General features: G+C 60.3%; 19 protein-coding genes. 11 read left to right on the forward strand and 8 right to left on the reverse strand.

Features of this window, described 5'->3' with window-relative positions; all coding sequences use genetic code 11:
• The first annotated feature begins 284 nt into the window (after positions 1-284).
• The 4 genes from OQK_RS13700 (at position 285) to trpE (ending at position 4,589) form a co-directional block, all read left to right on the forward strand.
• Entirely contained in the window at positions 285-1,433 is a 1,149-nt protein-coding gene (locus OQK_RS13700) for an iron-containing alcohol dehydrogenase (protein WP_016772910.1), read from the forward strand.
• Positions 1,434-1,547: 114 nt separating this feature from the next.
• Positions 1,548-2,222 carry a ribulose-phosphate 3-epimerase gene (rpe, locus tag OQK_RS13705; protein WP_007918813.1) on the forward strand — a complete coding sequence of 225 codons (675 nt, stop codon included), beginning with the start codon at positions 1,548-1,550 and terminating at the stop codon, positions 2,220-2,222.
• The gene (locus tag OQK_RS13710; protein ID WP_016772911.1) at positions 2,219-3,037 is read left to right on the forward strand and encodes a phosphoglycolate phosphatase; all 819 of its coding nucleotides are present in this window, start codon (positions 2,219-2,221) and stop codon (positions 3,035-3,037) included. Before rpe ends, OQK_RS13710 begins: the two co-directional genes overlap by 4 nt.
• A 70-nt stretch (positions 3,038-3,107) precedes the next feature.
• Complete coding sequence (gene trpE / locus OQK_RS13715; protein WP_016772912.1) at positions 3,108-4,589, forward strand: anthranilate synthase component I; 1,482 nt, start codon at positions 3,108-3,110, stop codon at positions 4,587-4,589.
• 174 nt (positions 4,590-4,763) lie between these two features.
• Here the strand turns inward: trpE and estP are convergent, their stop codons facing one another.
• Positions 4,764-6,671: an esterase EstP gene (estP, locus tag OQK_RS13720; RefSeq protein ID WP_016772913.1), complete on the reverse strand. Its 1,908-nt coding sequence runs from the start codon at positions 6,669-6,671 to the stop codon at positions 4,764-4,766.
• 407 nt (positions 6,672-7,078) lie between these two features.
• On the opposite strand from estP, the gene OQK_RS13725 reads away from it, so the two are divergent.
• From OQK_RS13725 to OQK_RS13740, 4 genes are all read left to right on the forward strand, one after another.
• Positions 7,079-7,672, forward strand: a complete 594-nt coding sequence (locus tag OQK_RS13725; protein ID WP_016772916.1) for an aminodeoxychorismate/anthranilate synthase component II — start codon at positions 7,079-7,081, stop codon at positions 7,670-7,672.
• Positions 7,673-7,681: 9 nt separating this feature from the next.
• A complete protein-coding gene (gene trpD, locus OQK_RS13730) occupies positions 7,682-8,731 on the forward strand; it encodes an anthranilate phosphoribosyltransferase (protein ID WP_016772917.1) in 1,050 nt (349 codons plus the stop codon).
• On the forward strand, positions 8,728-9,564 hold the full coding sequence (gene trpC / locus OQK_RS13735; RefSeq protein WP_016772918.1) for an indole-3-glycerol phosphate synthase TrpC: 837 nt from the start codon (positions 8,728-8,730) through the stop codon (positions 9,562-9,564). Before trpD ends, trpC begins: the two co-directional genes overlap by 4 nt.
• Before the next feature lie 124 nt (positions 9,565-9,688).
• Complete coding sequence (locus OQK_RS13740; protein WP_016772919.1) at positions 9,689-10,390, forward strand: lipoate--protein ligase family protein; 702 nt, start codon at positions 9,689-9,691, stop codon at positions 10,388-10,390.
• A gap of 9 nt (positions 10,391-10,399) precedes the next feature.
• Here the strand turns inward: OQK_RS13740 and crp are convergent, their stop codons facing one another.
• Positions 10,400-11,044 carry a cAMP-activated global transcriptional regulator CRP gene (gene crp, locus OQK_RS13745; RefSeq protein ID WP_016772920.1) on the reverse strand — a complete coding sequence of 215 codons (645 nt, stop codon included), beginning with the start codon at positions 11,042-11,044 and terminating at the stop codon, positions 10,400-10,402.
• A gap of 235 nt (positions 11,045-11,279) precedes the next feature.
• On the opposite strand from crp, the gene OQK_RS13750 reads away from it, so the two are divergent.
• Both OQK_RS13750 and speD read left to right on the forward strand, forming a co-directional pair.
• Positions 11,280-11,702 (forward strand): OsmC family protein, encoded by a 423-nt coding sequence (locus tag OQK_RS13750; RefSeq protein WP_016772921.1) that lies wholly within the window; start codon positions 11,280-11,282, stop codon positions 11,700-11,702.
• Positions 11,703-11,939: 237 nt separating this feature from the next.
• Complete coding sequence (gene speD / locus OQK_RS13755; RefSeq protein WP_016772922.1) at positions 11,940-12,734, forward strand: adenosylmethionine decarboxylase; 795 nt, start codon at positions 11,940-11,942, stop codon at positions 12,732-12,734.
• Positions 12,735-12,845: 111 nt separating this feature from the next.
• Here the strand turns inward: speD and coq7 are convergent, their stop codons facing one another.
• From coq7 to hemJ, 6 genes are all read right to left on the reverse strand, one after another.
• The gene (gene coq7 / locus OQK_RS13760) at positions 12,846-13,493 is read right to left on the reverse strand and encodes a 2-polyprenyl-3-methyl-6-methoxy-1,4-benzoquinone monooxygenase (protein ID WP_016772923.1); all 648 of its coding nucleotides are present in this window, start codon (positions 13,491-13,493) and stop codon (positions 12,846-12,848) included.
• A 196-nt stretch (positions 13,494-13,689) separates the two neighbouring features.
• Positions 13,690-14,028: a histidine triad nucleotide-binding protein gene (locus OQK_RS13765; RefSeq protein ID WP_016772924.1), complete on the reverse strand. Its 339-nt coding sequence runs from the start codon at positions 14,026-14,028 to the stop codon at positions 13,690-13,692.
• Positions 14,029-14,084: 56 nt separating this feature from the next.
• Complete coding sequence (locus OQK_RS13770; RefSeq protein WP_016772925.1) at positions 14,085-14,873, reverse strand: SDR family NAD(P)-dependent oxidoreductase; 789 nt, start codon at positions 14,871-14,873, stop codon at positions 14,085-14,087.
• 61 nt (positions 14,874-14,934) lie between these two features.
• Positions 14,935-15,882 (reverse strand): DUF805 domain-containing protein, encoded by a 948-nt coding sequence (locus tag OQK_RS13775; protein ID WP_038861203.1) that lies wholly within the window; start codon positions 15,880-15,882, stop codon positions 14,935-14,937.
• 66 nt (positions 15,883-15,948) lie between these two features.
• Positions 15,949-16,917 (reverse strand): NAD(P)H-dependent flavin oxidoreductase, encoded by a 969-nt coding sequence (locus OQK_RS13780; protein WP_016772927.1) that lies wholly within the window; start codon positions 16,915-16,917, stop codon positions 15,949-15,951.
• Between the two features lie 33 nt (positions 16,918-16,950).
• On the reverse strand, positions 16,951-17,379 hold the full coding sequence (gene hemJ / locus OQK_RS13785; protein ID WP_016772928.1) for a protoporphyrinogen oxidase HemJ: 429 nt from the start codon (positions 17,377-17,379) through the stop codon (positions 16,951-16,953).
• A 134-nt stretch (positions 17,380-17,513) separates the two neighbouring features.
• Here hemJ and argC point away from each other — a divergent pair.
• The coding region (gene argC, locus OQK_RS13790) for an N-acetyl-gamma-glutamyl-phosphate reductase (RefSeq protein ID WP_038860938.1) at positions 17,514-18,231 on the forward strand (718 nt) is incomplete at its 3' end.

Below are 18,231 nucleotides of genomic sequence, written 5' to 3' on the forward strand. Positions count from 1 at the left end.
ATCAAGGTCAAAAGCCACCCCTCACCCCAGCCCTCTCCCCAAGGGGGCGAGGGGGAAGGGAGCAGATCTCCGTGGCTTTCGCGGCCGGAGTTCGACTCGGTAATTCAGGTCGATGTATTTCGAGAGTACAACCCGGTCAGTCCTCTCTCCCTCCGGGAGAGGGTTAGGGTGAGGGGCTCTTGATCTTCCTATCCGATCAACCATTCACACCCTGAATAGCAGACAACCCCAAATCCCCAGCTAATCTTGTGCCCAGCTCCCACATCTATAAGAGGCTGCGCACCATGAGTCTGTCCCAGTTCAAAATCGCTCACAAACTGATCACCGGCGCCGCAGCCATCGAGCAACTGGCCGCCGAACTCACCCGCCTCGACATCGACAACCCGCTGATCGTCACCGACGCCGCGCTGGTCAAGTCCGGTACTGTCGAGCTGGCGCTGGTGCAACTCGGCGGGCGCGAATACGAGATTTTCGACCGTGTGCTGCCCGACCCGGAAATCGCCATCGTCGAGGACTGCATGCGCGCCTATCGCGAAGGCGGGCATGACGGTTTGATCGGCCTTGGCGGTGGCAGCGCCATCGACATTGCCAAGAGTGTCGCCGCCTACGCCGGTTACCACGGCGCGCTGGAAGATCTGTTCGGCGTCGATCAGGTGCCGCGCAAGGGCCCGCCGCTGATCGCCATTCCGACCACCGCCGGCACTGGCTCTGAAGTCACCAATGTGGCGATCCTCTCGGACAAGGTCGCGCAGTTGAAGAAAGGCATCGTCAGCGACTATCTGTTGCCGGACGTGGCGCTGGTCAGTCCGCAAATGACCCTGACCTGTCCGCGCAGCGTTACCGCCGCCAGTGGTGTCGATGCACTGGTGCACGCTATCGAATCCTATCTGTCGGTGAACGCCTCGCCGATCACCGACTCCCTCGCCATCGGCGCAATCAAGCTGATCGCCAGCGCTCTGCCCAAGGCCTACGCCAACGGCGCCAACCTGCAAGCGCGTGAAGACATGGCCACCGCCAGCCTCATGGCTGGGATGGCGTTCGGTAACGCCGGGGTCGGTGCGGTGCATGCGCTGGCGTATCCGCTGGGCGGTCGCTTCAACATTGCCCATGGTGTCAGCAACGCCTTGCTGCTGCCCTATGTGATGACCTGGAACAAAATGGCCTGCGTCGAACGCATGCAGGATATTGCCGAAGCCATGGGCGTGAAGACCGCTCATCTGAGCGCCAGCGAAGCTGCTGACAAAGCCGTGCAGGCCATGACCGACCTGTGCGCGGCGGTGGAAATCCCTGCCGGGCTGCGCAGTTTCGGCGTGCCGGAGGAAGCGATCCCGGCGATGGCCGTGGAGGCCGCCGGCATCGAGCGGCTAATGCGCAACAATCCGCGCAAACTCAGCGCCGGCGATATCGAGAAGATCTACCGCGCGGCTTACTGAGGCGCGATCGCTGAGGGCTCATGGCACAACCCAATCATCGCGGTCCCGGTGCGCGCGTGGAAACTTGAGGTATACAATGCGCGCCATCGTGATTTAGCTCAGCACAGGTGCGTCATGCAGCCCTTCGTAATTGCTCCGTCGATCCTCTCCGCCGACTTCGCCCGCCTCGGCGAGGAAGTGGACAACGTTCTCGCCGCCGGCGCCGACTTCGTCCACTTCGATGTCATGGACAACCACTACGTACCGAACCTGACGATCGGCCCGATGGTCTGCGCGGCACTGCGCAAGTACGGCGTCACCGCGCCGATCGACGCGCACCTGATGGTCAGCCCGGTGGACCGCATCGTCGGCGACTTCATCGAAGCCGGCGCGACCTACATCACCTTCCACCCGGAAGCCACTTTGCACGTCGATCGCTCGCTGCAGCTGATCCGTGAAGGCGGCTGCAAGTCCGGTCTGGTGTTCAACCCGGCGACCCCGCTGGACGTGCTCAAGTACGTGATCGACAAGGTCGACATGGTTCTGCTGATGAGCGTCAACCCGGGCTTCGGCGGGCAGAAGTTCATCCCCGGCACCCTCGACAAATTGCGTGAAGCGCGGGCGATCATTGACGCATCCGGTCGCGACATCCGTCTGGAAATCGACGGCGGCGTCAACGTCAACAACATCCGCGAAATTGCCGCTGCTGGTGCTGACACCTTCGTCGCCGGCTCGGCCATTTTCAACGCACCGAACTATCAGGAAGTCATCGACAAGATGCGTTCCGAACTGGCACTGGCGCGCCCATGAGCGGTTTTGAGCAGTTGTTCCCGGGGCAGTTGCCACGGTTGGTGATGTTCGATCTGGATGGCACGCTGATCGATTCGGTTCCCGACCTGGCAGCGGCGGTGGACACCATGCTGCTCTCCCTCGGCCGTCCGCCGGCGGGCATCGAAGCAGTGCGCGAATGGGTCGGCAATGGCGCGCCGGTGCTGGTGCGTCGGGCCTTGGCGGGTGGCATCGATCACTCGTCAGTGGACGACGCTGAAGCCGAGCGCGCACTGGAGATTTTCATGGAGGCGTACGGCGCCAGCCATGAGCTGACCGTGGTCTATCCCGGTGTGCGTGACACGCTCAAGTGGCTGCACAAGCAAGGCGTGGCCATGGCGCTGATCACCAATAAGCCCGAGCGCTTCGTCGCGCCGCTGCTCGATCAGATGAAGATCGGCCGCTACTTCAAGTGGATCATCGGCGGCGATACCCTGCCGCAGAAGAAGCCTGACCCGGCGGCGCTGTTTTTCGTAATGAAAATGGCCAACATTCCGGCCTCGCAATCGTTGTTCGTCGGCGACTCGCGCAGTGATGTGCAGGCGGCGAAAGCAGCAGGGGTCAAGTGTGTGGCGCTGAGTTATGGCTACAACCATGGCCGGCCGATTGCCGAGGAATCGCCGGCACTGGTGATCGACGATTTGCGCAAACTAATTCCCGGTTGCCTGGATCTGGCCGGTGGGATAACGTTGCCCGACGCTGTTCAACCCCCTTCTGGAAACGCCATCGTGGTGGTCACCCGCAAACTTTGGATGAAAGTCATCAAGGCCCTGGCCCGTTGGCGTTGGCGCGCCTGACTGATTCTGGCCGGCCGTGCCGGCGCGTTTGCATACCTGACTGATTGCACCTCACACCACGAGGCACCTTATGAATCGCGAAGAATTCCTGCGTCTGGCCGCTGACGGCTATAACCGCATCCCGCTGGCCTGCGAAACCCTGGCCGATTTCGACACGCCGCTGTCGATCTACCTGAAACTGGCCGATCAGCCCAACTCCTACCTGCTCGAATCGGTGCAGGGCGGCGAGAAATGGGGCCGTTATTCGATCATCGGCCTGCCGTGCCGCACCGTGCTGCGAGTCCACGACCATCACGTCAGCATCAGCGTGGATGGCGTCGAGACCGAAAGCCACGAGGTTGAAGACCCGCTGGCGTTCGTCGAAACCTTCAAGGCGCGCTACAACGTGCCGACCATCGCCGGCCTGCCGCGCTTCAACGGTGGACTGGTCGGTTACTTCGGTTACGACTGTGTGCGCTATGTCGAGAAGCGTCTGGGCAAATGCCCGAACCCGGATCCGCTGGGCGTGCCGGACATTCTGCTGATGGTTTCCGACGCCGTTGTGGTGTTCGACAACCTGGCCGGCAAGATGCACGCGATCGTCCTCGCCGACCCTGCGCAGGCCGATGCCTTCGAGCAAGGCCAGGCGCGGTTGCAGGAACTGCTCGAGCAACTGCGTCAGCCGATCACCCCGCGTCGTGGCCTGGATTTCAGCAAACAGCAATCGGCCGATCCGGTGTTTCGTTCCAGTTTCACCCAGGACGATTACGAAAAAGCCGTCGACACCATCAAGGAATACATCCTTGCCGGCGACTGCATGCAGGTGGTGCCGTCGCAGCGCATGTCGATCGACTTCAAGGCTGCGCCGATCGATCTGTACCGCGCCCTGCGGTGCTTCAACCCGACGCCGTACATGTACTTCTTCAACTTCGGCGATTTCCACGTCGTCGGCAGTTCGCCGGAAGTGCTGGTGCGCGTCGAAGACAACCTGATCACCGTGCGTCCGATCGCCGGCACGCGCCCACGCGGTGCCACCGAAGAAGCCGATGTGGCGCTGGAGCAGGACCTGCTCTCGGATGACAAGGAGATCGCCGAGCACTTGATGCTGATCGATCTCGGCCGCAACGATACCGGGCGAGTCTCGGAAATCGGTTCGGTGAAGCTCACCGAGAAAATGGTCATCGAGCGTTATTCCAATGTGATGCACATCGTCTCCAACGTCACCGGCCAGTTGAAGTCGGGCCTGACCGCGATGGACGCACTGCGGGCGATTCTGCCGGCGGGTACGTTGTCGGGCGCGCCGAAGATTCGCGCGATGGAAATCATCGACGAGTTGGAGCCGGTCAAGCGCGGTGTGTACGGCGGCGCGGTCGGTTACTTCGCCTGGAACGGCAACATGGACACCGCCATTGCCATTCGCACGGCGGTGATCAAGAACGGTGAATTGCACGTACAGGCCGGCGGCGGCATCGTCGCCGACTCGGTGCCGGCGCTGGAATGGGAAGAAACCCTGAACAAACGCCGCGCGATGTTCCGCGCCGTGGCCCTGGCCGAGCAGACCCCGGACGCCTGATCCACGCAATTTCCCATGTGGGAGCGAGCCTGCTCGCGAAGAGGATGTGTCAGTCACCGTTGATATTGACTGACCCGGCGCTTTCGCGAGCAGGCTCGCTCCCACATTGGGTTTTGTGTTGAGGCATAAAAAAAAGCGGCGCCCTGACAGGCGCCGCTTTTTTGCATCTACGACTCAGAAGTCCAGCACAACCCCGACATTCAGGCCCTGCTGCTTGAAGTCATCATCCTTGCGGAACGTATACCCCCCACGCAGCGCCAGATCCGCCGTCAGCTTGTGACTGACGCCCAGGCTCAAGCGGTTCAGGTGACTTGCCGGCGTGTAGCCTTCAAGGGTGAAGTCATTGGCCGGCAGGGTATTGAGGGCGATGTTGACCTTCTGCACGTCATCTTCGTACTCACGCTCGTGGGCGTATTCGCCGTACACCTGAGTTTGCGCGGTGAAGTTGTACTTGCCCTGGATGCCCAGGCCGAGTCGTTTCGAATCGCGGCTCTGGTCATCGAAGGTCAGCGCCGTGGCGCGGTTGCTCTTTTCCGAGTAACCGTCGACATCGACACTGGCGTAATCAGCGCTGACAAACGGCGACAGATGCCATTGGCTGCCCGGTTGCGCAATGTCATAGCCCAAGCGCGTGCTGAACGCCCACAGGCTGCCGTCGGTATCGCCTTTCTCCGCGCCCTCGCTGGCGCCGAGGTCGAACTTGCGCTTGAGGTTGTCGTAGTCGAGTTTGCCGCCGGTCAGCGCCGCGTCGGCCCACCAGCGGTTCTGCTGGAACTGGGCAAACGCGGTGGCCATGTAGCTGTTGAGTTTGTAGTCGGAATCGTTGTGCCCAGCCTCGAGATTCTGTCGGTACAAACCGGCCGCCACGCCCACGCGCCAAGCCTCGTTCAAGCGATAGCTGCCGCCGACGTTGAGGTTGTAACCGCTGCCATCGGCACTGGCGCCGCTGCTTTGGCTGTCGACATCCAGATGCTGTCCGCCGGCCGAGACAATCGCGCGCCATTGACCGACCGCTTGCCAGTTCTCCCAGTCTGCCTGCCATTGGTTGCGTAATTCATCCTGATGCGCACGCACGGTGCCGTGGGCCATTTCAGGTAGCAGGCTCAATTCCCACGGCGCAGCCAACAGCGAATAGGCGTAATCGGCGATAAGTTTTTGCCCGGATTCGGTCGGGTGTACGCCATCGTTGTAGATCAGTTTGGTCGGATCCGGCGTGGCGCTGTTGATCCCGTAGCGGGCGTTTTCCGTGCAGCTATTGCCACTGAAACAGGTGGCGGTGAGGTTCTGGTCGGTGGCCAGGCCAAAGCGTCCCGGGTCGGCGAAGACTTCCGAGAGCAGCACCGGAATGTTCAGCGGAATGACTTCGGCGTTGATGCCTTGCAGGCGCGTCACCAACTGACTGTTGAACTGGTTGGCAAGGGTGCTGCTGAACGCTTGCAGCGGCGTGCCATTGAGGGCCGGGGTCAGGCCCACGTCGGGCAGCAGCCAGACCATCACGTATTTGGCGCCAGCGGTCTGCAGGGTCTGCACGCTGTCGGCCAGTCGATCGGCTGCGGCGTTGGCTTGGGGCAGGCTGAGAATGCGGCCCTGGAGGAAGTCGTTGCCGCCACCGGAAATGTAATACAGCGCATTCGGGTCGGCGCGGAAGCCGTTCGACGGCAGGTACCCTGCGCGGGTGCGTTCGCCGGTGGCCGATTGTGTAGTGATCGAATCGAGAATCTGGTCGGTGCGATAGCCACCGACTGCCCAGTTGTTGCCGTCGGGCTGGCCGTTTTCCGCGCGCACCGCGGAGCTGGAAGAGGCTGTCTGGTCGGGCGAAAAGCCCAGGCGGCCGCCGAGCAACTGGGTGGAATTCAATGAAAAAACTTCGCCGCTGCCATCCTGATACACCGGCCCGGTGCGGTTGGTGTAACGCTCGGTGGAGCCCGCCGGGCCGCCCGTGTCGGCGAAGGTGCCGGCATCGTTGAGGCTGTCACCGAAGACGATGAAACTCGAATATGGATTGGGCGCTGCATTGGCCTGAGCGCAAGCGAGTGCGAGCAAGCAGCTGGCCAGCGGTACAAACAACGTCTGTCTGATCATGAGCAAGTCCGTTTATTTATTGTTGTAGGTGAACGAAACGACAGTACCAAAAACGTTCGGCATTTTGCCATCGGTCGCGAATCCTTCTGCCGTTTTATAACCCGCAGGCCCCGCCATATTGCGTGCTCCGCCCAGCTAAGTTACTGTGCCGGAACGTATGAACGAGACCTTCCCCGTGTTGATCACCAGCAAACTCCTGGATCAAGTCATCAAGGCACACGCCCGCTGGCGTTGGCGCGCCTGAATCTTCTCTGCCGGCTCCGCCGGATCTGTATCGCTTTGCCTTCCTTGTCTGTTTGAAATGCCGCTGTGCTGGCGCCCTGTGCGCGTCCGACATCGCGCAGCGCCCTGCGGGCAAGTTATCTGAAGGCTGTCATCAAGTCAGAATTCAAGAGGTTCGAAACGCCATGTTGCTGATGATCGACAACTACGACTCCTTTACCTACAACGTTGTGCAATACCTCGGCGAGCTGGGTGCCGAGGTCAAAGTGGTGCGCAACGACGAACTGACCATCGCCGAAATCGAAGCGCTGAATCCCGAGCGCATCGTGGTTTCCCCCGGGCCGTGCACGCCCACCGAGGCGGGCGTCTCTATTGATGCGATCAAGCACTTCGCCGGCAAGCTGCCGATCCTCGGCGTCTGTCTCGGCCACCAGTCCATCGGCCAGGCCTTCGGCGGTGATGTGGTGCGTGCCCGCCAGGTCATGCACGGTAAGACTAGCCCGGTATTCCACGAGGACAAGGGCGTGTTTGCCGGCCTCAATCATCCGCTCATCGTTACCCGTTACCACTCGCTGATCGTCAAGCACGACAGCCTGCCCGATTGCCTCGAGCTGACCGCGTGGACCCAGCACGACGACGGCTCGGTCGACGAGATCATGGGCCTGCGTCACAAGACCTTGAACATCGAGGGCGTACAGTTCCACCCCGAGTCGATCCTCACCGAGCAGGGTCATGAACTGTTTGCCAATTTCCTCAAACAAACCGGCGGCACGCGCTAAGGACTTCCCATGAATATCAAGACAGCCCTCAGCCGTATCGTCGAACACCTGGACCTCAGCACCGATGAAATGCGCGATGTGATGCGCGAAATCATGACCGGCCAGTGCACCGAAGCGCAGATCGGCGCGTTCATGATGGCCATGCGCATGAAGAGTGAGAGCATCGACGAGATCGTCGGCGCGGTGTCGGTGATGCGCGAGCTGGCCGATCAGGTCGAGCTGAAAACCCTCGACGGCGTGGTCGATGTGGTCGGCACCGGCGGTGACGGTGCGAACATCTTCAACGTATCGACCGCATCTTCCTTTGTTGTCGCAGCAGCCGGTTGCACCGTGGCCAAGCACGGCAACCGCGCGGTGTCCGGCAAGAGCGGCAGTGCCGATCTGCTGGAAGCTGCCGGCATTTATCTGAACCTGACCCCGGTGCAGGTCGCGCGCTGCATCGACAACGTCGGCATCGGTTTCATGTTCGCCCAGACCCATCACAAAGCGATGAAGTACGCCGCCGGCCCGCGCCGCGAACTCGGCCTGCGCACGCTGTTCAACATGCTCGGCCCGCTTACGAATCCGGCCGGTGTGAAACATCAGGTCGTCGGCGTATTCACTCAGACGCTGTGTCGGCCATTGGCCGAAGTCTTGCAGCGACTGGGCAGCAAACACGTGCTGGTCGTGCATTCGAAGGACGGTCTGGATGAGTTCAGCCTCGCCGCGCCAACCTTTGTCGCCGAGCTGAAAAATAACGAAATCACTGAGTATTGGGTCGAACCGGAAGACCTCGGCATGAAGAGCCAGAGCCTGCACGGCCTGTCGGTCGAAGGACCGGAAGCGTCGCTGGCGCTGATCCGTGATGCCCTCGGCAAGCGCAAAACCGAAAACGGCCAGAAAGCTGCCGAGATGATTGTGCTCAATGCCGGTGCGGCGCTGTACGCCGCCGACCTGGCAAGCAGTCTGAAACAAGGTGTGGAGCTGGCGCACGACGCGCTGCACACCGGCCTCGCTCGGGAAAAGCTCGAGGAGCTGGGTGCCTTTACCGCGGTATTCAAAGTGGAGAATGAAGGATGAGTGTACCGACGGTTCTGGAAAACATTCTGGCGCGCAAGGTTGAGGAAGTCGCCGAGCGCAGCGCTCGGGTCAGCCTGAGCGAGCTGGAAAGTCTGGCCAAGGCGGCCGATGCACCCCGTGGTTTTGCCCAGGCATTGCTGGCGCAAGCAAAGAAAAAACAACCGGCGGTGATTGCCGAAATCAAAAAGGCTTCGCCGAGCAAAGGCGTGATCCGCGAAGACTTCATGCCGGCCGACATCGCCAAGAGCTACGAAAAGGGCGGGGCGACCTGTCTGTCGGTGCTGACCGACATCGATTACTTCCAGGGCGCCGATGCCTACCTGCAACAGGCGCGCGCCGCCTGCAAGCTGCCGGTGATCCGCAAGGATTTCATGATCGATCCGTACCAGATCGTTGAAGCTCGCGCGCTTGGCGCCGATTGCGTGCTGTTGATCGTCTCCGCACTGGACGACGTGAAAATGGCCGAGCTGGCCGCCGTGGCCAAAGGCGTCGGTCTCGACGTGTTGGTGGAAGTGCACGACGGTGACGAACTTGAGCGCGCGTTGAAAACCCTCGACACGCCGCTGGTCGGGGTCAACAACCGCAACCTGCACACATTCGACGTCAGCCTGGAAACCACCCTCGACCTGCTGCCGCGCATCCCGCGCGATCGCCTGGTGATCACCGAGAGCGGCATCCTCAATCGGGCCGACGTCGAGCTGATGGAAATCAGCGATGTGTACTCGTTCCTGGTCGGCGAAGCGTTCATGCGCGCGGAAAATCCGGGGATTGAATTGCAGCGCCTGTTTTTCCCGGAGCGTGGTGTGCCGATCAGTGGTTCGACCCTCGACTGACCGAGTCGACCTCATTCGCGAGCAGGCTCGCTCCCACAGGGAAATGCATTCCAGTGTGGGAGCGAGCCTGCTCGCGAAGAGGCGCTAAATTCCGCTAAAGAGATTCAATCTGCCGGAGCTCACCATGTCGTTGCCAACCCCGCTGACCATCGAATCCGGCCTGCAAGCCGAACAGGACTTGCTGGCCTCGGTCTGCGCTGGCGACGCCGAATTCGGCCTGCTGTTCTGGCAACCCACCGATCGCGCGCTGGTCATGCCGCGCCGCCTCAACCGTCTCGCGCATTTCGACCACGCCTGCGAAGTTTCCGCTGCTGCTGGCTGGCCGGTGCTGTTGCGTGAAACCGGTGGTGAGCCCGTCCCGCAATCCGCTGCGACCATCAACATTGCCTTGGTGTATGCCCCGCCTCGCAGCGAAGGCGATCTGAACCGCATCGAAACCGGCTACCGCCGCCTGTGCGATCCGATCTGTCAGTTGCTGGATGAATTGGGTGGCACCTCGTCGGTCGGGGAAATCGACGGCGCATTCTGTGATGGACGTTTCAACGTCAATCTCGACGGTCGCAAGATGGTCGGCACCGCCCAGCGCTGGCGCCAGAGCCAGGGCGGCCAGCGTCCGGTGGGCTTGGTGCACGGTGCGATGCTGATGGATGACGAGCGCGAAGCGATGGTTGCTGCGGTCAATCGCTTCAATGAAGCCTGCGGCCTGGAGCAGCGGGTGAGGGCGCAAAGCCACATCGCCCTGCATGAGAAATTCAACGCGCCACAGGCGCTGGCGCGTCTCGATGAATTGTTTCGTTTGATGCTGGCGCAGATCTACAGCGCCTGATGTACGGGCTTAGCGCGTACCGAAGACCACCATGGTCTTGCCTTTAACATCGACCAGGTTGCGTTCTTCAAGATCCTTGAGCACGCGGCCGACCATCTCCCGTGAACAACCGACAATCCGACCGATTTCCTGACGGGTGACTTTGATCTGCATGCCGTCCGGGTGGGTCATGGCGTCCGGCTGTTTGCACAGCTCCAGCAGGCAGCGGGCGACGCGGCCGGTGACGTCGAAAAACGCCAGGTCGCCGACTTTGCGCGTGGTGTTGCGCAGGCGTTGTGCGATTTGTCCGCTGAGCGCGTAAAGAATGTCTGGATCCTGCTGCGATAACTCGCGGAACTTGGCGTAACTGATTTCCGCGGTTTCGCATTCGACCTTGGCCCGCACCCAGGCGCTGCGTTCCTGCTCCTGACCTGCCTGCTCGAACAGACCCAGTTCGCCGAAGAAATCCCCGGCGTTGAGGTAGGCGATGATCATCTCGCGGCCATCGTCATCTTCGATGAGGATGGTGACCGAACCCTTGATGATGAAATACAGCGTGTCCGAGCGATCGCCGGCGCAGATGATGTTGCTTTTGGCCGCATGACGCCGGCGCTGGCAGTGCATCAACAGCTTGTCGATGTTCTTGATTTTGGGTGTGGGGGTAATAGCAACCATGGTTGTATCCCGAAAAGACTGCACGGTGATGTTTGAGTTGTTATGAGGCGCTGAAGGCGGTCGCTACAGAGCTGACGAATTGGCGCCAGCGAATTGGCGCCAGCTTACCAGACACTTCGTTGAGAATTCGAGAAATTACCTACAGCCAGAAAGCATCCGTCCTAGGACGTCGTTCCTGTCGGGACAAAGTGCTGTGCTAAGCTGGCGACCCTTTTTTTACAGTGGAGTCTGGGCGATGAAGGCACGCATCCAATGGGCTGGCGAAGCCATGTTTCTTGGCGAATCCGGCAGCGGTCATGTCGTGGTGATGGACGGCCCGCCGGACGCCGGTGGCCGTAACCTCGGGGTTCGCCCGATGGAAATGCTCTTGCTGGGTGTCGGCGGCTGCAGCAATTTCGATGTGGTCAGCATCCTGAAGAAGTCGCGCCAGGCCGTTGAAAGCTGTGAAGCCTTCCTCGACGCCGAGCGTGCGACTGAAGATCCGAAGGTGTTTACCAAGATCCACATGCACTTCGTGGTCAAGGGCCGGGGCTTGAAAGAAGCTCAGGTCAAGCGCGCCATCGAACTGTCGGCCGAGAAGTATTGCTCGGCGTCGATCATGCTCGGCGCGGCTGGCGTGGCGATTACCCACGACTATGAAATCGTTGAACTCGGCTGAACCGACATTCAACTATCATAAAAGCAGTGCAGACTCTGGCGATCCCCCGCTGACGTCTGCATAATGCGCCACTTTTTTCAGGGCAGTGATCGGTCAGCCGACGGGTCATCCGCCTGAACAGATAACCAAAATCGCCATCGCGAAGAGGTGTTAACCGTCCTACGCAGGTGCGTTGTTCGCACTTGACGGGCATGCTTGATCACGCGGCCGCGCCGCATACATAGAGAGTTTTTAACGGTGAAAAGCAAACTCAAGCTCCACGGGTTCAATAACCTGACAAAGACCTTGAGCTTCAACATCTATGACATCTGCTACGCGGAAACCCCGCAAGACCAGCAGGCTTACGTTGAGTACATCAATCAAGAGTACAACGCGAAACGCCTGACGCAGATTCTCACAGAAGTTGTCGAGATCATTGGTGCCAACATCCTGAACATCGCCAGTCAGGACTATGAACCCCAGGGCGCCAGCGTCACGATTCTGATTTCGGAAGAGCCGGTGACCCCGACTGACAGCCAGATCGAAGAATCGCCGGGCCCGTTGCCCGAAATCATTCTGGCCCACCTCGACAAGAGCCACATCACGGTGCACACCTATCCGGAAATCCATCCGGACGACGGTATTGCGACCTTCCGTGTGGATATCGACGTGTCGACTTGTGGTGTCATTTCACCGCTCAAAGCACTCAACTTCCTCATTCACCAGTTCGATTCGGACATCGTGACCGTGGATTACCGTGTGCGCGGCTTCACCCGTGACGTTGAAGGCAACAAGCACTTCATCGACCACGAGATCAACTCGATCCAGAACTACCTCTCCGAAGACACCCGCGACGCGTACCAGATGACCGACGTGAACGTGTACCAGGAAAACCTGTTCCACACCAAAATGCTGCTGAAGAACTTCGAACTGGATAACTACCTGTTCGGCGACGCCACCAGCAACCTCTCGCCCGCGCAGCGTGCCCAGGTGACCGACCGTGTGAAACACGAAATGCTGGAAATCTTCTACGCGCGCAACATGCCGACCTAAGATTCCCGGACACAAAAAAGGCGACCTCCTGGTCGCCTTTTTCATGCTTCACACAAAACCCCTGTGGGAGCGAGCCTGCTCGCGAAGATGTCATCAGCACCGACACGGATCTCAGATCCGATAAGTACTCTTGGTCATAACCTTCGCCAACAAACTCATGCCGAACTTCACCGGCGCCGGAAAACGAAATCCGCCCGCATTCAACGCACTTTCCGCATGGTGTTCTTCATCGATGCGCATCTGCTCGAGAATTGCCCGGGATTTCTCGTCCTCGGCAGGCAACTGCTCCAGATGTTCGTTCAAGTGCTTGCAGACCTGATGCTCGGTTGCCGCTACGAAACCAAGGCTGACCTTGTCGCTGATCAGCCCGGCGACCGCGCCGATACCGAACGACATGCCGTAAAACAGTGGATTCAGCACGCTGGTGTGGCTACCCAGCTGATGGATGCGCTGCTCACACCAGACCAGATGATCGATCTCTTCTTCAGCCGCGTGCTCCATGGCTGCGCGTACCTGCGGCAACTTGGCGGTCAGCGCCTGCCCCTGATACAGCGCCTGGGCACAGACTTCGCCGGTGTGGTTGATGCGCATCAGACCGGCGACATGGCGGGTGTCTTCATCGCTCATCTGCGTATCCGGCTGCAGAATCGCCGGCGACGGGCGGTACGGCTGGCCACTGAAGGGCAACAGGGTGCGCATCGCGGCATCGGCTTGCAGCAGCAGACGGTCTATGGGCGAGTAGTGACGTTGGGTAGTCATGCTGACCTCCGGGAAGAATCTCGGCGGCCAGTTTAACCGAATCGGCCGTCGAGGGTTTGCGCTGGGTCACTTGCTGCGCGGTCAGGCTTTTTTGTGGGAGCGAGCCTGCTCGCGAAAGCGGATTATCGGCTACTGAAGTGTTGGATGTATCGGCGCCTTCGCGAGCAGGCTCGCTCCCACAGTTGGTTGTCGCCAATCAGCCCGGCGGCCAGTTCATCTGACGCTGCCCCAGCACGTGCATATGGATGTGATAGACAGTCTGCCCGCCAAGTTCATTGCAGTTCATCACCACGCGGAAGCCTTCTTCGCAACCCAGTTCCAGTGCCAGACGCTGCGCGGTGAACAGGATGTGCCCGGCCAGTGCCTTGTCGTCTTCGGTCAGGTCGTTGAGCGTGCGCACCGGTTTTTTCGGGATCACCAGAAAGTGCACCGGAGCCTGTGGGGCGATGTCGTGGAAGGCCAGAACCTGGTCGTCCTCGTAGATGATATTGGCCGGGATTTCCCGGTTGATGATCTTGGTGAACAGAGTATCCACTGCTGTTTCTCCGTTGAGTTGGGCTGAATCGAGTGTACCGCTTCGAAGTCGTGTTCCTAGCGGGGGCAGTAAGCTTTATTGACCATGCCGACAATCGTCCGGTTAAGCCAGCGCGAACCCAGTCGCGGCAGGAACGCCAGCCAGCGGTTGCGCCGTCCCGGAATAATGATGGCGCGGTTTTTATCCAGTGCGCGTACGGCATGCAGTGCCACTTCTTCCGGACTCATCAGCGAGTGGCTGCTTTCGATCTTTTCGCTACTCATCTGTGCGGTTCGGAAGAACGGTGTGCGCGTCGGGCCGGGGCAAAGCACGGAGACTTTCACGCCGCTTTGTTTGAGCTCCACGCGCAGGGCTTCGGAAAAATGCAGCACATAGGCTTTGCTGGCGTAGTAGGTGCTCATCCATGGGCCGGGGCTGTACGCAGCCACCGACGCGACATTGAGGATCTGCCCGCCACCCAGCAGCGCCATGCTGTTACCCAGCGCATGGCAGAGGCGGGTGAGGGCGAGGATATTGACCTCGATGAGGTCCTGCTCAGTCATCCAGTCCTGCGCGAGGAATGGCCCGCAGGTGCCGATGCCGGCGCAATTGACCAGCAGATCGATCTGCCGGTTGCCTTCTTCCAGCTCCAGCAAAAAGCCCGACAGGCGCAACGGTTCGCCGAGATCGCAGGCACGAAACAATACTTCGACATCGAAACGCTGGGTCAGCTCGATGGCGATACTTTCCAGCTGATCACGCTGTCGTGCCACCAGAATCAGGCTGCGGCCGCGCCGGGCCAGTGCTTCGGCCATGGCCAGGCCGATGCCGCTGGAAGCGCCAGTGATCAGAGCGTAACGGGTCATGCAGTTCTCCATCGCAACAGCTCCGCGCCGGCGACGCGGTTGTCGCGGCAGGGAGCGCTGTTCATTCTTGCGCAGAGTCTACAGGGGCCTGCGCCGGTTCGGCTGCCTCGTCGGCGGAAATCGCTGGCGGCTCGACAACCTCAACTTCGTCGGTGGTCACCGCGCCGCTGTCATAGCTGCTCTCCAGATTGCTTTCATATTCTTCCTGCACAGCCGAGAAGCCGCCAAGCAGGCCGCCGGCAAAAATCAGTGCGAAGAATACGATCCACAACGAGCACAGCACTTTGACCGCTGTGCTGTTCGGTGGCGGCGGCGGGCCATAGCGGTTGGCGCCGGCATTGCCGGGTACGACCATCATTACCAGCGGGAAGAAACTGCCCACGAACGGCACCAGATTCAATAGCCACAGCCAGCCCGACCAGCCGATATCGTGCAGGCGCTGAACGCTGAACAGAATGCTGACGATCATGAAGCCGAGGAACAGGAAGACCGCCAGAATGCCGCCGAGGATCAGGCCGGTAGTCGAGTCGCCGCTGATCAGGCCCAACGCAATCAAAGCAAACACGCCGACGATGGGCAGGGTCACCAAGCTCAAGACCATAGTCCAGGCCAGAAAGCGCAGGCGACCGATCCGGCCTTCGACGCTGAATGGCTTGAGCGTGGCGAATGGCGGCAGAGCTTCACCGACATTGGCGCGCGGCGGTGCGTAAGGCGAGTCCGGTTCCGCCACCGCTGCAGGGTTATCGTGGACATCCGCGAGATTCAGCTCGATGGCGGTTTCCGCTTCGATCCGCGCATCGATCCCGGTTTTGTTCAACGCCTGCAGATACGTCTGCGCATCGCTGTGAGACAAATCACGTTTGAGGGCGACGGTGCGGCCATTGAACAGGCGCTCGATGGCGGCCACATCGCTTTTGAACAGATCCGCCAGATTCAGTTTGGCGGTGGTGAAGTCGACGCCGGGCTGCAGCGCGCCGTCGAAGACGATCTTGTAACGGGTGTCGCTCATGGCCGAGGCATCCTTGTCGCGATTCATTTGGCAGCCAGTCTGATCAGGACTGGCCAGATATGTTTTTCAGCGCGGCCAGCGTTGTGGCAACTGTGCAGCGCGCGCTTGGGCTTGACGATATTCGGCGTCGAGCCGCGCGATCAACTGATCCACGCTTGGCAGATCACCAATCTGGCCAACACCCTGACCCGCCGACCACACGGTCTTCCAGGCTTTGGCTTCATCGTTGATCGGCTTGAGCTTGTCGCCGAAATTGACCTCGCCCTTGCCTTGCAGTGCCGCCATGTCGAAACCGGCCGCCTCCAGGCTCTGGCGCATGAAACTGGCCGGCACTCCCGACACCGCTGGAGTATGAATGATGTCGGCAGCCTTGGCTGTCAGCAGCATTTCTTTATAAGCGTCAGGCGCGTGACTTTCGGTGGTGCCGATAAATCGCGTACCGAAGTAGGCCAAATCCGCGCCGAGCAGTTGCGCGGCGAGAATCTCATGGCCGTGGTTCAAACATCCTGCAAGCAACAGCGTCTTGTCGAAAAATTCACGGATCTCGGCAATCAGCGCAAACGGACTCCAGGTGCCGGCATGCCCGCCGGCGCCGGCCGCGACGGCAATCAGCCCGTCGACACCCGCTTCAGCGGCTTTCTCGGCATGGCGCCGCGTGGTCACGTCGTGAAACACCAGACCGCCGTAGCTGTGCACCGCGTCGACCAGTTCCTTCACCGCGCCGAGGCTGGTGATAACGATCGGCACCTTGTGCTCGACGCAAATGTCCAGATCCGCCTGCAGACGCGGGTTGCTGTGGTGAACAATCAAGTTCACCGCATAAGGGGCCGGATTAGCCAGCGTCGCCAGGCCCGCTTCGATCTGTTCCAGCCAGGCCTTGAACCCACTGCTTTCGCGTTGGTTCAGCGCCGGAAAGCTGCCGACCACGCCGTTGCGGCAGCAGGCGAGCACCAGTTCCGGATTGGAGATCAGGAACATCGGCGCTGCTACTACGGGCAGACGCAGACGTTGTTCGAGCAGAGCGGGCAGCGACATTGAGAACACCCCGAGGATCTGTATTGGTTGAAGTTAGAACGGCTTGACCACGACCAGAATTACGATAGCCAGCAATATCAGAACCGGCACTTCATTGAACCAGCGATAAAAGACATGGCTGCGGGTGTTTTCGCCACGGGCGAAGCGTTTTACCTGCGCGCCGCACATATGGTGGTAACCGATCAGCAGAACGACCAGAGTCAGTTTTGCGTGAATCCAGCCGCCCTGGCTGAAAAGGCTCGGGTTGAGGTAGATCAGCCAGCCACCGAAGATCAGCGTGGCGATCATCGCCGGGCCCATGATGCCGCGATACAGCTTGCGCTCCATGACGCTGAAGCGTTCCTGGCTGATCGTGTCGGTGCTTTGCGCGTGGTAAACGAACAGGCGCGGCAAGTAGAACAGCCCGGCAAACCAGCAGACGACGCTGACAATGTGAAACGCTTTGAGCCATAGATAGAGCATTTTTGGTTATTCCCTCATTCACGGTAGCCAGATAGTAGAGGCTTGAGCGTCCGCGCGTCACCTTGGCGGTTGTCGCAGGCGCGCGCGGCCCCTATTATCGACGGCTTTCCAGTGGGTTCGTTGAGGGCAGGTTTATGGTCAAGGTCGGTATCGTCGGCGGCACGGGTTACACCGGTGTCGAACTGCTGCGTCTGTTGGCACAGCATCCGCAGGCAGAAGTGGTCGTCATCACTTCCCGATCCGAGGCCGGTCTGGCCGTGGCTGACATGTACCCGAACCTGCGCGGTCACTATGACGGGCTGGCGTTCAGCGTGCCGGACGTGAAAACCCTTGGCGCCTGCGATGTGGTTTTCTTCGCCACGCCACACGGCGTGGCTCACGCCTTGGCAGGCGAGCTGCTGGCGGCGGGCACCAAGGTCATCGACCTGTCCGCTGACTTCCGTCTGCAAGATGCTGATGAATGGGCCAAGTGGTACGGCCAGCCACACGGCGCACCGCAATTGCTGGACGAAGCGGTCTATGGTCTGCCGGAAGTCAATCGCGAGCAGATCAGGAAAGCGCGCCTGATCGCGGTGCCGGGTTGCTATCCGACCGCAACGCAATTGGGTTTCCTGCCATTGCTGGAAGCAGGTCTGGCCGACGCATCGCGTTTGATCGCCGACTGCAAATCCGGTGTCAGTGGTGCCGGGCGTGGTGCCGCTGTAGGTTCTTTGTACTCCGAGACGTCGGAAAGCATGAAGGCCTATGCGGTAAAAGGTCATCGTCATCTGCCGGAAATTCGCCAGGGCCTGCGTCGCGCGGCGGGCAAGGATGTCGGCCTGACCTTCGTCCCGCACCTGACGCCGATGATTC

The organism is Pseudomonas sp. R62 (assembly GCF_000257605.1).
Lineage (GTDB): Bacteria > Pseudomonadota > Gammaproteobacteria > Pseudomonadales > Pseudomonadaceae > Aquipseudomonas > Aquipseudomonas atacamensis.

What these genes read in the sequence shown, in the direction of transcription:
- OQK_RS13775 (WP_038861203.1), bottom strand. Translation starts at nt 15,882, where the DNA reads ATGAGCGACACCCGTTACAAGATCGTCTTCGACGGCGCGCTGCAGCCC.
- OQK_RS13700 (WP_016772910.1), top strand. Translation starts at nt 285, where the DNA reads ATGAGTCTGTCCCAGTTCAAAATCGCTCACAAACTGATCACCGGCGCC.
- estP (WP_016772913.1), bottom strand. Translation starts at nt 6,671, where the DNA reads ATGATCAGACAGACGTTGTTTGTACCGCTGGCCAGCTGCTTGCTCGCA.
- trpC (WP_016772918.1), top strand. Translation starts at nt 8,728, where the DNA reads ATGAGTGTACCGACGGTTCTGGAAAACATTCTGGCGCGCAAGGTTGAG.
- crp (WP_016772920.1), bottom strand. Translation starts at nt 11,044, where the DNA reads ATGGTTGCTATTACCCCCACACCCAAAATCAAGAACATCGACAAGCTG.
- OQK_RS13710 (WP_016772911.1), top strand. Translation starts at nt 2,219, where the DNA reads ATGAGCGGTTTTGAGCAGTTGTTCCCGGGGCAGTTGCCACGGTTGGTG.
- trpD (WP_016772917.1), top strand. Translation starts at nt 7,682, where the DNA reads ATGAATATCAAGACAGCCCTCAGCCGTATCGTCGAACACCTGGACCTC.
- trpE (WP_016772912.1), top strand. Translation starts at nt 3,108, where the DNA reads ATGAATCGCGAAGAATTCCTGCGTCTGGCCGCTGACGGCTATAACCGC.
- hemJ (WP_016772928.1), bottom strand. Translation starts at nt 17,379, where the DNA reads ATGCTCTATCTATGGCTCAAAGCGTTTCACATTGTCAGCGTCGTCTGC.
- OQK_RS13725 (WP_016772916.1), top strand. Translation starts at nt 7,079, where the DNA reads ATGTTGCTGATGATCGACAACTACGACTCCTTTACCTACAACGTTGTG.
- OQK_RS13750 (WP_016772921.1), top strand. Translation starts at nt 11,280, where the DNA reads ATGAAGGCACGCATCCAATGGGCTGGCGAAGCCATGTTTCTTGGCGAA.
- OQK_RS13780 (WP_016772927.1), bottom strand. Translation starts at nt 16,917, where the DNA reads ATGTCGCTGCCCGCTCTGCTCGAACAACGTCTGCGTCTGCCCGTAGTA.
- coq7 (WP_016772923.1), bottom strand. Translation starts at nt 13,493, where the DNA reads ATGACTACCCAACGTCACTACTCGCCCATAGACCGTCTGCTGCTGCAA.
- OQK_RS13770 (WP_016772925.1), bottom strand. Translation starts at nt 14,873, where the DNA reads ATGACCCGTTACGCTCTGATCACTGGCGCTTCCAGCGGCATCGGCCTG.
- rpe (WP_007918813.1), top strand. Translation starts at nt 1,548, where the DNA reads ATGCAGCCCTTCGTAATTGCTCCGTCGATCCTCTCCGCCGACTTCGCC.
- OQK_RS13740 (WP_016772919.1), top strand. Translation starts at nt 9,689, where the DNA reads ATGTCGTTGCCAACCCCGCTGACCATCGAATCCGGCCTGCAAGCCGAA.